At 44.4% G+C, this 12,361-nt stretch carries 10 protein-coding genes; all 10 read right to left on the bottom strand.

The window, feature by feature from the left end; genetic code table 11:
- Positions 1 to 3: 3 nt before the first annotated feature.
- Complete coding sequence (locus ACYVGR_RS22895) at positions 4 to 888, bottom strand: glycosyltransferase family 2 protein (protein ID WP_460961070.1); 885 nt, start codon at positions 886 to 888, stop codon at positions 4 to 6.
- Positions 885 to 2,144 carry an O-antigen ligase family protein gene (locus ACYVGR_RS22890; RefSeq protein ID WP_460961068.1) on the bottom strand — a complete coding sequence of 420 codons (1,260 nt, stop codon included), beginning with the start codon at positions 2,142 to 2,144 and terminating at the stop codon, positions 885 to 887. The genes ACYVGR_RS22895 and ACYVGR_RS22890 overlap by 4 nt, the downstream gene beginning before the upstream one ends.
- The gene (locus ACYVGR_RS22885) at positions 2,141 to 3,313 is read right to left on the bottom strand and encodes a glycosyltransferase family 4 protein (protein ID WP_460961066.1); all 1,173 of its coding nucleotides are present in this window, start codon (positions 3,311 to 3,313) and stop codon (positions 2,141 to 2,143) included. Before ACYVGR_RS22885 ends, ACYVGR_RS22890 begins: the two co-directional genes overlap by 4 nt.
- Positions 3,314 to 3,322: 9 nt before the next feature.
- A complete protein-coding gene (locus tag ACYVGR_RS22880) occupies positions 3,323 to 4,231 on the bottom strand; it encodes a glycosyltransferase family 2 protein (RefSeq protein ID WP_460961064.1) in 909 nt (302 codons plus the stop codon).
- 2 nt (positions 4,232 to 4,233) lie between these two features.
- The gene (locus tag ACYVGR_RS22875) at positions 4,234 to 5,664 is read right to left on the bottom strand and encodes a flippase (protein WP_460961062.1); all 1,431 of its coding nucleotides are present in this window, start codon (positions 5,662 to 5,664) and stop codon (positions 4,234 to 4,236) included.
- A 67-nt stretch (positions 5,665 to 5,731) separates the two neighbouring features.
- Positions 5,732 to 6,493 (bottom strand): WecB/TagA/CpsF family glycosyltransferase, encoded by a 762-nt coding sequence (locus ACYVGR_RS22870; RefSeq protein WP_460961060.1) that lies wholly within the window; start codon positions 6,491 to 6,493, stop codon positions 5,732 to 5,734.
- Positions 6,494 to 6,522: 29 nt separating this feature from the next.
- Entirely contained in the window at positions 6,523 to 7,200 is a 678-nt protein-coding gene (locus ACYVGR_RS22865) for a sugar transferase (protein WP_460961058.1), read from the bottom strand.
- 80 nt (positions 7,201 to 7,280) lie between these two features.
- A complete protein-coding gene (locus ACYVGR_RS22860) occupies positions 7,281 to 9,590 on the bottom strand; it encodes a GumC family protein (protein WP_460961056.1) in 2,310 nt (769 codons plus the stop codon).
- Positions 9,591 to 9,629: 39 nt separating this feature from the next.
- Positions 9,630 to 10,442, bottom strand: coding sequence for a polysaccharide biosynthesis/export family protein (locus ACYVGR_RS22855; protein WP_460961054.1), 813 nt, complete (start codon positions 10,440 to 10,442; stop codon positions 9,630 to 9,632).
- Positions 10,443 to 10,896: 454 nt separating this feature from the next.
- Complete coding sequence (locus ACYVGR_RS22850; RefSeq protein ID WP_460961052.1) at positions 10,897 to 12,354, bottom strand: right-handed parallel beta-helix repeat-containing protein; 1,458 nt, start codon at positions 12,352 to 12,354, stop codon at positions 10,897 to 10,899.
- Between the last annotated feature and the right edge of the window lie 7 nt (positions 12,355 to 12,361).

Raw genomic sequence — 12,361 nt, 5'->3', positions numbered from 1 at the left:
GCCTTACAATGGTTTCATCAGTTTAATCTTACGGAGCAAAAAACCAGCGCATATCCGGCCAACGTCGCAGCAGAAGTAAATGACTTTCGTTTTGGAATGGGCAATTGCAAAATTGTAGCGTACCCTCAGGTTGGTTGGCGATTTAATGGACGTAAACCCTTTAATAAACTCCTTCAGCGTTATCTTGCGCTCCACCTGAATACCCGTTGCCTCGGTGTATTCGTACACCAGACTAGGTACATTGACAATCAGCTTATAACCTGCTTTATGCGCCCGAACAGAGAATTCGATATCGGACATGTAATGCATAAATCGTTTCGAATCATACAGGCCAATATGATCGAAAGTATCCAAGGGAATCAGCGTGCCCCGGCCCGGTAGCGAGCCCGATTCTACATACGTTTTTTGGCGAACCAGCTCTTTATAACTGTAGTTGTAATCCTCTGCCAAATGCCGTCCCCCTGCCGTGTACAATTCAAATTCAGAACCGGCATATTCAAGCTTTTCGGGATTCTCACTGTTCACACTAACCGACCCTACCAAACACGGCTTGTGTTCTCGATAGGCATCAATCATCGTTTGCAGATAATCGGGTTCAACACGCGTATCATCGTTGAGCGTCAGGATGAAATTGGCATCCTGTTTATTCTGGTGTTGTTGAGCATAACGAATGCCCCAGTTCGTGGCTTCGGTCCACCACAGATTACCATCGCCACGGAGTACCACTACGTCTGGAAACTCCTGATTGATCATAATATCAGTACCATCGGTCGATCCATCATCCACCACAATAATCTGAAAATTTCGGTAGGTCTGAACCGCCAGACAGGCCAGGCATTGGCGGGTATATTCCAGGCGGTTGTGAACGGGAATTATTATGCTAATCATATACTTAGTGGCTTTTTAGGTAAAACAGCCGGACGTGACGATAAGCCCGGTTGGGCATGCTGGGGTGGATTATAGGTGATAACAGGAACCTCTGGAGACTTGAATGCGTAATACATCCCAACGCCAACAAAACCCCAGAAAAAGACGGGTAACTGATAGGATACAGCATAGATCAACCCACTCACGATAAAGCCGAATAAAACAGTCTGTTCGGTAGTGAGCGTTGGATTCCGATGATATATCGTCAGGAGCGTACCAAATATGATCAGGAGGTTAATGCTTAGCCCAACAGCACCATAGTTGTACAGCATATCGATGTACTGCGAGTGGATAATGGTTCCTTTTGCTGGGAAGTCTTCATTTTCCATAATCTCGCCCTTATCGTAACCTTCATAGCGCCAGCCTAACATGGGTTTATCTGGAATAAGACCCAGATAATATTCCGATTGCTCCAGCCGCCAGCTACCCGTATTATCCTCTTTCGGGTCGAGAATACCGCCAATATTTTCCAGAAAGGCATCGACTTTGTTGCCCGGCAACATGCCCATGACGGGAGCCAGTAAGAGTAGCAGAACTGTAAAAGTGGCCAAGGTGCGTCCCATCGGCAACTCTCCCGTCGATAATTTCCCAACCAGTGAAAGCCCAATAACTACGGCAATCCCAACAATTGCGGCCGAAATAACCGAACGGTGTAATAAAAATACGATGAGGCCAAATGTGAGAAGAACCTTAAACAGATCGACAATACGACGATCTTTCAGGTAGATCATCAGGTAATACAGGCAGGGAATAACCAGATATAACGCTTCGTTTGAGGTGACAGTCCGGGTATCGGAGGTTAGATTGTAGCTAAAAATCTGCCCCAGAAATAACTGATTGATAACATAGAAAGCAAAAATCACATAGATCGCATACTCTAATTTTAATTCGCCAGCCCTCGTAGCTATTACGTACGTCATTAAGGCTAAGCCACAATAGGCAAAACGCTTAATAACAAAGTAAGAATAAACGTATTGCCCGTATTCATATTTGGATTCAAGAACCAGACCAATAACCCCCAGAAATAAGAACCAGGCTACCCATTTATAAAGGGGTGGAAATTGCGGGTAAAAAATAACGAGCGACACAATGCCTACTAACGCAGTTCCACTAACGGCCTTATCGAAAATCGGGTTCAGCGCATTTCCTCCGTAAATGAGGGCACTCATCCCGAACAACAAGACAAAGAGTATGAATCGATACAACCAGATTATCATAAAGGGTAAGATGATTGAATATAGTTAGGTACTGATTTACCAATTGTTTGCCGATAAAAGGCCAGTAGCTTTTTCAGGTTATCCTCATGATTGAAAGCCAGAGAAGCATTAGCCCGTTGAGCCTTAGCTGTCTGTTGTCGTTGGTACGGATCAAAATAACGGGTGACTTCCGTTGCCATTTCGCTAACATTCGCACCATGTAATATTCCGAAATTGGCAGGCACCATTTCAGGAATACCGCCAACGGGCAAGGCCAGCACTGGTGTTCCAATAGCAAACGCTTCTACAATTGAATAAGGACAGTTGTCGTTCAGAGCCGTATGCACATACAAATCGCTTTGGGCTACCAATTGCCAGGGCGAGGCTTGTCGGCCAAAGAATGTAACGCAGTCTGTCAACTCTAGTTTCTGGGCCAGTTGGCTATATTCCTCCCGCTTGGGCCCATCGCCAATAAGCCAGATCGTAAAATTAACGATGCCCCGATTCCGAAGTTCGTGTCCAATCTGAAGCAACAGTTTCTGATTCTTCCGCTCGTCTATATAGCCTACATTACTAATTATCAATCGTGTATCTTTTTCCAATGCAGGCTTGGCAAGTTTAGCAGGCCGATCCAGACGAACAGTGTTTCTGAGAATCTCTTTCTTAATCTCTTTGGGTAAAAGATGTTTCGATTCTGTATAGGCGTAGTTGGATACAAATATGTAGTTACTGATGTGCGAAAACAGATAGGTATACCAACTCGTGAGTACTTGGGTAAAACGTGGCTTAAGGGCAAACTGGCTAGCTAACTCACGAACTGGGTCGTCATTGAAATGACAGGTCAGCACCACAGGCACACGTTTGCCTAAGGCCAGAAAAGCCGCTACCCCTGATCGAGGATCTTGTGCATGAATAATATCGAAGTCCGACGTGCGCAGTTTACGAACGGCCAGATAAATACCTGTGAAGTAGGCAAATTCGTCATAAACAACATAAAAAGCCCCACCCAGTGATCGCATGATGCGCTTTAAAACACCCAGGCATTTTTTCCAGACAGAGGGCGTATCAGAAGCATTGACAGTATGTACATTTACCCCTGCCTTTACCAGATCATCAGACAGCGTTCGACAATAGGTAATAACACCAGAAGGGGAAACAGGAGCCAGATAAGTAACAATCAGTACATTCATGACGGGTTGTTATTTATGCATAAATCGGTAAAGCCGAAGCGTAAAAATTGTCTCAGGTCGTTTGCGGAAATTATTCAGCAAACTGTCGAAAGAGGCCTCTGCAAACAGTAAGAAGTTGTACATCCTATTTTTCCGCAAGGCAACCAATTGGTTGAACGTAGCCCGAATTGACCAAAACAGAAACATGATAAAGCCGTATTTATTACCATGAGCATTTTGAAAAACACGGCGCTCATTACGAATCCGATAATAGTTTTTCCAGGCACCCGGCCAGGGAATCCCATCCCGATCAACACTGGGTGGATGATAAAATATTGACTTCGGTATAGTTACTACCGGGAATCCCATTTTCTGAGCTCGAGACATGTACTCTACCTCATCGCCCCAGATAAACAGTTTTTTGTCGGGTATACCTATCGCCTTTATTACTTCTGAACTGATCAGGGTTCCGTTGAATAAGGCTGCAACACCGAAGAGCATATCGAAGGAGGCCATATCGGCAGCCTGCCGGAAAGCCTTATTAGGCAAATCGACGAAGAAAGCCAATTCATCGTTAAGCTGACTACTCAGCGATACACTGTTTTTTATGCATGGACCTATATTAGGCGAACAAAGCAGATTATCGAGCGCATTCGGAGTGGCCAGACAGTCATCGTCCATGCACCATATGCCATCGTATTCATCGTGGTAAGCCTGGGCTATACCGGTAGCAAAACCACCCGCTCCACCCAGATTGGCCTGAGTCAGTACAGTTAAGTCCGATTGCTTTGCCAGCCACTCACTCGTTCCATCTGTACTTCCATTATTGACTACATAGATCGTGTCGAGCTGCCGGGTCTGCGTTTGCAGGCTCGCCAGGCATTTCTTCAGATCATCGAGTCGATTATAAGTCACAACAACCGCGGCTATACGTTTCATAATTACTGTTTAAACAGGACTGCCAAACGGCTTCTGCTGAAGGCAATAGCATCCTGTAAATACGCGAGCTTAACTACCTGAATACCTTTATAACGCAGGTAGGCATAAAAAGAAAAAGTAACGAAAGCTTCTGTTGTAACCCAGGAAGTGGCCACTCCAGCAGGTCCAAATCGCTGAATCAATAAAGCATTGAGCGATAAACTAATGATTGAACCAATAGCCGAAATCCGAAAAAAGGCTTTGTCCATACGCAGGCTAAGCATCGTATGCACACCGAATAAATTATTAAGCCCCAGTGTAATTGGCAAAAGCGATACAATGCGTAGTACTACAACGGCATCGTCGAACTTGGCCCCGTAAAATAGAGAGATAAAAACGGGGGCAATAAGCCATAATCCTAACGAAATAAGCATCATCAGGACTATCACCGGAAAAAAGATAGTCCGAACAACTGTCAAACCTTTCTCTTCACTTTCGCCAAAGGCGCTGGCCACAATCGGAAAGAAAGCCTGGTTCAGTGCCAGCGAAACAAAGGCCTGCGCAATACCGACTATACGTGTTCCTGCCGAAAAAATACCAACGTTATAGGGCGTACTGAAGATACCTAGTAAAAACACATTCGACCCAGCATAAATTGTTGCGACCACAGACGTAAAGAATAGCGTACTATCATTACGAAACCGTGTCAACATATTGGTAAGGCCAGGCCAGGCAAACGTGATATTGAATCGTTTGACTGCTACAAAGAATGCAATAAAGCTAAGTGCTACCTGAGACAGACTCAGCGAAAGATTCTGGTAGATGTAATCGTTTGGTTGTCGGATAAAAATAAACACTGTTAACATCACCAACACCTTGGTAATCATGTTGAACAGGGCTACCCGACCCAGATTTTCCATGGCCTGATAAAGCCATACCGGAAAAAATACGATACCAAGGCAACCGATGTACGTACAAATGTGTAACCAGAGGTGTGCCCGAAAATCAGGAACAAAGTAGGAAATGAAACCGAAAATAATGGTCGATAGAACCCAGAGCAGTGCTTTACCAACTACCACTTCGCTAAAAACCCGATTCGTTACGTCCTGATTGGTTCGATTGGCAGCAATGGTCCGTACGGCTGCCATATCGAAACCGTAGTTGATAAGCAGTGTAAAATAGGCAACAAACGCCTGCGAAAAATTAAGCAGACCCAGCCGTTCAGGCCCAATGATACGCACCACATAAGGAACCGTAAGCAGGGGCAGTAACATGTTAGCCACATGTATACTGAACAAAGAGGCTACATTAACGGCAAACCGCTTCAGAGTTGATTTTGACAAAACTGACGATTTGGGCGTTACTGCATCTACATCGGCAGAAGCGACTAGCTCACCTGATGCATCGGCCAACTGGGCATCGGTTAAAACAATAGCTTCTTTTCTACTCAGCATAAGTCAATAATTCTGGATACGCTAGTTGGGAAAGTTCAGGTCATTCATAAAACTATCGTCTCCAACGTTATGAGAAATGAGTTCTTGGCGAGATGGCTTCTTTGATATTGAATAAGATAAATAACGGTATAACTTTCAGGTAACGCTTGTATAAACGCTTGGGCTCCATCGAAAGTCGAAACAACCATTCCAGTGAGGCTTTTTGCATCCATCCTGGCGCTTGGCGTACACGATCTGTGTGAAAGTCAAAGGCCGCTCCAACGGTAACAATAAAGTTAACATTGGTCCATTTCGCCAGTCGCTGGGCAAAGTATTCCTGTTTAGGCGAGCTTATACCAATCCAGACAATATTCGCACCCGATTGATTGATTGTTTCAGCTAATGACCGGAATTCATCGTCAGACATGGGTCGGAACGGTGGGCAGTATGTACCCGCCACCTGAAGGTTCCCAAACTTCTTACCAACAGCCGCTTTCAGTTCATCAGCTACACCCTCCTTACCCCCACACAGGAAATGTTTGATGGCTGTATTGGCACTGTTCTCAAACACATACCGGAACAGGTCAGGCCCATAGCAACGAGTCATTTGCTTTGCCCCCTTTAGTTTTCCGATCCAGACACTGGGCATACCATCTGGCAAATTCCAGTAAAACGAATTCAGGACGGCTTTGAAAGCTGGTTCTCTAAAGGCGGTTACCAAGCCGTGGGCATCGGTGGCACTAACGCACCTGTTTTGCCGGGATTCCGTTAACTGACATTGCTGGATTATCTCCTGAACAGCCGAGTCTAATCCGGCATCATATAGATTAATTTGTAAAACGCGTGCCATTTTTTAGAGAAATATTGGTTAAAATCTGACTACCAGGCATTTTTATTTCCTAAGATGGCTGATTTAATTGTCCACCAACAAATTTTCGCATCCAGACGAGACGACTGGCGACGGATGTATAAATGATCGTAGCGTACGCGTTGTTTCATTTTATACAACTCATCGGTTTCACCTCGTGCTCCTCTTGCCTGGGCTAAGCCGGTAATACCGGGACGAACAGCGTACCGTTCTTTATAACCAGGCAGTGTATGCCAATGCTCAGCATCTAGCGGTAATGGATGCGGACGAGGCCCGACAATACTCATATGTCCCATCAGTACATTCAGAAACTGCGGCATTTCATCGAGATTCGTTCGTCGCAGAAACTTTCCAAGGCGAGTTACCCGCTGGTCATTGCGCGTTGCCTGACGGAATTGAGCATTACGATCATACGTCATTGTTCGAAACTTCAGACATGGGAATACGCGACCATTCCGACCCGTTCGCAATTGAATAAATAAGGGTGGCCCTGGTGAAGTTAATTTTATCGCTAGAATTAGTAGAGGAATAAGCCACATAAGAACCATTACCGTTACCAGACTGGCAACAGCAAGGTCAAAGGTCCTCTTTTTGATGCCAGCCACCAGCCACTGCCTATTTCGTGGCTTTGACTGTACATCATAGGCGAGATATAATTGAAAAGTTTTTCCGTTGGTAGATGCTTGCATACGAATATCAATTTTTGCATGCGCTGAAGTTGGATAAGTACGGCTAGTTCGCCGAAAAAAGGGACCCCAATAAAACTGGGTTACCGGTATGAGTAACTATTCTTAAGCCGGTCGCTGTAGTGGTAAGCTTCACCACCGCCTACGCCATTCAGAATAATACTGAGGTTCTGAAAGCGCTGTTCACGATAAAGTGTGTCAAGTACTTTAAGACTGTGTTTGGGCGTTACTCCATGACGAATAACAAACAGGGTTGAATCGACATAAGGGGCTACAACCTGGGCATCTGTAACAATCCCAATTGGGGGTGCATCAAGTAGGATATACCGGAATTGATCCCGCAAGGATTCGATCATCTCTTTCATCGTAACGTCATGCAATAGTTCTGAAGGATCAGAAGGCAACGGACCGCTAGGAATGATAAAGTAATTGGGATGGCCTGGCACAGGTTTAATGATGTCGGCCAATTCAGCCTCGCCACTCAGGTAAGAACTTAGCCCTACTGTGTTATCTATATCAAAGAGTTGGTGCAAGCGAGGCATACGCATGTCCATTTCCAGGATAACCGTTGGCTGACGCATTAAGGCTAGACTCGCACCTAAATTTAAGGATACGAACGATTTGCCTTCACCACTCATACTAGAGGTAAAGAGCATTACTTGTTTGGGGCCTCCTTCACCCGTCCAGGTTTGGAGGTTGGTTCGGATTGACCGGATCTGTTCGGCAATAACCGAACGCTGATTTGGCGCAACAATAAGCGTTTCGCGTTGCCGTTTATTCATCACCTCGCCCAGAATAGGCACTTGCGTGACATGCTCAACATCAACCCGACGCGTTACCCGAGTGTTCAACGCATTTCGCCCTGCAATGACTCCCGTTGGTAGTAAGAAGCCAATCAAACCAAAGAGAGCATACATCACAACACCTACGGGTTTCACTGGATCTATAGTGCTTTTAGCGACATCAATAATCCGACTATCGGCAACAGAAGCCGCAAATGTAACTGCCATCTCTTCGCGTTTTTGAAGCAGATAGGTATACAGATTGTTTTTGATCGCCTGTTGCCGCGTGATATTCATCAAAGCACGTTCCTGCTTCGGAATGGTACGGATGCTACTTTCCAGTTTTTCGTTTTTGGCGGTATACTGATCTTTCGACGTATTCAGTATCGCCTTCATCGACTTTATGTTCTGGCTAATGTTATTCTTAGTCGCTTTTATCTGATTATCAATCGTTTGCAGCATTGGGTTCTCGTCCGAAGTTGTTTGCGCCAAACCGTCCCGCTTTAGTTCAAGCTCCGACAGTTTATTGATTTCGCCCAATAAAATCGGATCGTTCAGGCCAACAATTGCCGGTGTACTTCCTCGTTTATCGGATTGTGTCGTAATAAAATCCTGTAACTCATTTAACGCAGCCAGCTGAACCGTTACCTGATTAAGCTGTGTGTCGTTCTGCTGACTTGTTTGTAAAAACGATTGTGCCTGAGCTCCCAAATCAGTAATAGCCATTGTGGATTTATACTGCTCCACCTCTTTCTCTACGGCCGACAATTCGCCGGCCACCATACGCAGCCGATTCTCAACAAAGTTGAGCGTATTGGCTGCTACCCGGTTTTTATCGGTAATAGATGCCTGGTTATAAGCACTAATTAAATTGTTCAGAATGGCTTCTCCTTTTTGAGGAACCGCATCTTCAATCGTTAGCCGAACAACGGTTGAGGTTTTGCTGCTCGGCTCTACTTTCAGCTTGCTGCCATACATACTTACAGCTGCAGCCGGGGGCATAGCCTGAACAATAATAGATTCTGTTTTGGGATTGACAGCTTGTCGTGTTACGATCCGTAAACGCCCATAGGGAGTCTGGATGCCCTGATTAAGCGGATACGTTTCTGCCTTTTCTCCGTTGCTGATACGAACCGATTGATTCGTCGGGAAAGACAAAAGCAGTGGTTTTTTATACAAGATTGGGTTGGGGGCTTCAACCAGCATCAAGACTGGCGAATCTGTATAGATTTCGCGCTTCCCAAACGAAGTCTCATGAAAGTAGCGGGTATCTAAATGAAGGGTATTCACTACATGCTCCATTAAGGTGGATGATTGCAGTACTTCCAGTTCATTTTCCACCACTTTTTTAGGCGTATAAACTTCCAGTTCTTTCAGTGGATTTGTTTGCCCATTTCCTCTTTTTTCATCCTGAAGCAACAAGCTGGCTTGGGTTCGATAAATGGGTTGCTTGTAAAGCAAATAAGCATAGGCTCCGGCAAAGGCAATGCTCAGAGATAGAACATACCAGGGCCAATGACGGAGCAACGGTAGAATATACGTCCGAAAGGCTGAGTTGTCGGCGGAGACAACCTGATAAGGAACATACGAATGCGTGGAGTTGTCATTCATAATCATGAAGTTAACGTTGGTAAGAAAGTAATTTTATAGTTATCGCCGAGTGGCGATAATGGCAATTAATGACAGTATTCCTGTCACGATAGGCGTTAGGATGTAGACTTTGTCTACGCTTGTTACTCGAACTTTACCAGGCTCTACATACACTACATCGTTTGAATGCAGTGTATAATATGGCGATTTAAATGCATCACGTCGAGTCAGATCAAGCCGGGCGAAAATACGTTTACCGCCTTCTTCCCGAACAATCAGCACGTTGTCTCGACGACCGTAAATGGTCAAATCGCCAGCCAGGCCGAGGGCTTCTGGCAATGTTACCTGTTCATTTGGAATCGTAAATAGCGATGGTCGGGTTACTTCACCCAGCACCGATATTCTAAAATTCAGGTTCCGCACTGTAACGGTTGGCTCCTTTAAATAGGCTTTAAGTTTACCGCTTATTAGTTGGCCTGCCTTTGCATTTGTTAAATCAACTACCGTTACTAGACCAATTAATGGCAGTTTAATAGCTCCATCGGTATCCACTAAATAGCCAGCAGTTCGAACGAGTGGGTTAGCTGGCGTTACTGACGGTGTTGTTTCTGCTACTGATGATGGATTGAAGTAGGTTGACGCTTCTGCATTTAGACTGCTCACCTGAACCGATAATACATCTCCTTTCCTAATGGTTGGAACAAATGGTTCTGGTATTGCTACCGTGTCATCACTACTCGTGGCTCCTTGAAAGTAAATTAGCTTTCGGGCCGATGTGCAACCTGCCAACGAGGCTAGCCAAAGAGCAATGACAACATAACCACATAAAATAAGTCCCTTCCTTCTTACTTCATCCGTTAATAATTTGTGCATTAAGGTAATTATTGATAGGTACGTTGAGTATTGTACAGTGTAGAAACAGAAGCTCTTACTAGACGGCAACCTTATGAGTTATATACGTCACTCGCTCGATGTTATCTACTATAAATTTATACCAGGTGTTTTTAAGAAAGACATATGATAGACCTGTCTAAATAAAACGGAGGTAAACTTATAGATGTTTTTAATTTTTAAAATCATTTTTTATTAAACCAATTATTTACTTATAATTATTATCAGTAACAAGTTGATTGGATTAATTCAATAGATAAATTTAATATTATCACCTTTGCCTGATTAGAAATTAATTGCTCGCGTAGAGACTAAAATGATTCTGTAGCCCAGTCGATCACAAGCCAGGAAGACTAAATAGGTAGAGGCAATAACGTTTATAATACCTATTTTTCACATTTAGTAAACTTAATACCACTACCCTCCATCAAATACATTAGGGTATCGGATTACCTGCTTCATCGTAATTCATAGAGGCCTTACAACTACCACCTAAAACAGCATCATACGGTTTACCACCCATACCCTGAATCAATCTATTTTTTGTCAGCACGTTATTTACGGCTTTACTACCATAAGCCATGAACGTAGCCTGATTTCCAGAGCTGGCCTTATTGGAAATGGTGTTTTCTGAGAACGTATTATTAGGGGTGTCATCGCAGATAATTGCTTTGTTCGATGAACTTTCAATGCTATTCCCAGTGAAGGTGCCGCCTGAAGTTGAATGCAGGAGTTCCAACATTCCCGTCATTCGGAAATTGTTTTTGCTAAACTGCATTGCTCCACCATTATGAAACTGTACCCCTCCCTGACATAGACCTATTGTTGAATTGCCTGTAACAACCATACCTCCAACGATGGAACCATTTCCGCCCCCATCATTCGAGCCTTCGAGGAACTTATCAAAGACGCCCTCAAACCGGTTATTCGTAATTGTCACATTCTGGGCAGCTCCAGCAATCTCAATACCATATAAACTGCAGTTCTTTATGTCGTTATTATCAATTGTAAGCTGAGCTAAAGGCCCCGATAAAGACAAACCAAAGTGGCAGTTGTAAAATGTATTTCCACTAACGGTTATGTTTTTACCCGCGTAGATATTGTAGTTATCATGATTAAAAATCTCACAAGCCATACGTTTCGCCTGTATTGTATTATTCTTCACGACAATATTAGTTGCGGTTTTTCCGGCCTGAACTTTTAGTGTAAGCCAGTTTGTGCTGTCTTTGGCGGTTTCATCGATGCTGGTACAATTCTGAATGGTCAGATCCGAAACAGTAGGACCGTCAATATAAATTGGCCCATTTAAACTACTCTGTGTGGAGGTTAGATTCCAGGATAGTCCATCTACCAGGATATTCTTTAATTGAATCGACGGATCGACGGGACTTGAAAGCGAAACGTATACTTTAGGCAACGTAATAAGTACTTTGCCAGCATTGGCTCGAATGGTCAAATTACTGGCCAAATGCACCGTGGTAAGCTGCGTGTATTTCCCGTCGGGAATAAAAATGTTTCCAGTAGCTTTTATAGCCGTCTCCAAAGCAGGGCCAATATCAGCGTCCGATTGCTTGACGCCAAACCAGAGCAGGCTAGCAGCGCCCTGGAAATCTCGCCTGTATCGGTAGCCATTTTTGGTAACCAGAATTGTACCAGTATTATCGACGCTGCTTTGATCGGCGACATCTAGCTTGAAGACCCCCTCGCTACCCGCGTCTGTAATCTCAACACTCGCAGGGACAGGCGTCGAGTTAATGGCTCGTACCTGAGTAATGCTAAGCGTGTCCTGCCGTTGTACAACTATGTCTGGTGCAGGATCTGATGTCTTACAACAAACTAGTCCGGCAAGCATAAGGACAAACGCACTTAGCTGGAGCCTGATTAATTGCTTCATAGTAGTA

The sequence above is a fragment of the Spirosoma litoris genome (assembly GCF_054776755.1).
This window is presented reverse-complemented; position numbering and strand designations above follow the sequence as displayed.

What these genes read in the sequence shown, in the direction of transcription:
- ACYVGR_RS22895 (WP_460961070.1), bottom strand. Translation starts at nt 888, where the DNA reads ATGATTAGCATAATAATTCCCGTTCACAACCGCCTGGAATATACCCGC.
- ACYVGR_RS22890 (WP_460961068.1), bottom strand. Translation starts at nt 2,144, where the DNA reads ATGATAATCTGGTTGTATCGATTCATACTCTTTGTCTTGTTGTTCGGG.
- ACYVGR_RS22885 (WP_460961066.1), bottom strand. Translation starts at nt 3,313, where the DNA reads ATGAATGTACTGATTGTTACTTATCTGGCTCCTGTTTCCCCTTCTGGT.
- ACYVGR_RS22880 (WP_460961064.1), bottom strand. Translation starts at nt 4,231, where the DNA reads ATGAAACGTATAGCCGCGGTTGTTGTGACTTATAATCGACTCGATGAT.
- ACYVGR_RS22875 (WP_460961062.1), bottom strand. Translation starts at nt 5,664, where the DNA reads ATGCTGAGTAGAAAAGAAGCTATTGTTTTAACCGATGCCCAGTTGGCC.
- ACYVGR_RS22870 (WP_460961060.1), bottom strand. Translation starts at nt 6,493, where the DNA reads ATGGCACGCGTTTTACAAATTAATCTATATGATGCCGGATTAGACTCG.
- ACYVGR_RS22865 (WP_460961058.1), bottom strand. Translation starts at nt 7,200, where the DNA reads ATGCAAGCATCTACCAACGGAAAAACTTTTCAATTATATCTCGCCTAT.
- ACYVGR_RS22860 (WP_460961056.1), bottom strand. Translation starts at nt 9,590, where the DNA reads ATGAATGACAACTCCACGCATTCGTATGTTCCTTATCAGGTTGTCTCC.
- ACYVGR_RS22855 (WP_460961054.1), bottom strand. Translation starts at nt 10,442, where the DNA reads ATGCACAAATTATTAACGGATGAAGTAAGAAGGAAGGGACTTATTTTA.
- ACYVGR_RS22850 (WP_460961052.1), bottom strand. Translation starts at nt 12,354, where the DNA reads ATGAAGCAATTAATCAGGCTCCAGCTAAGTGCGTTTGTCCTTATGCTT.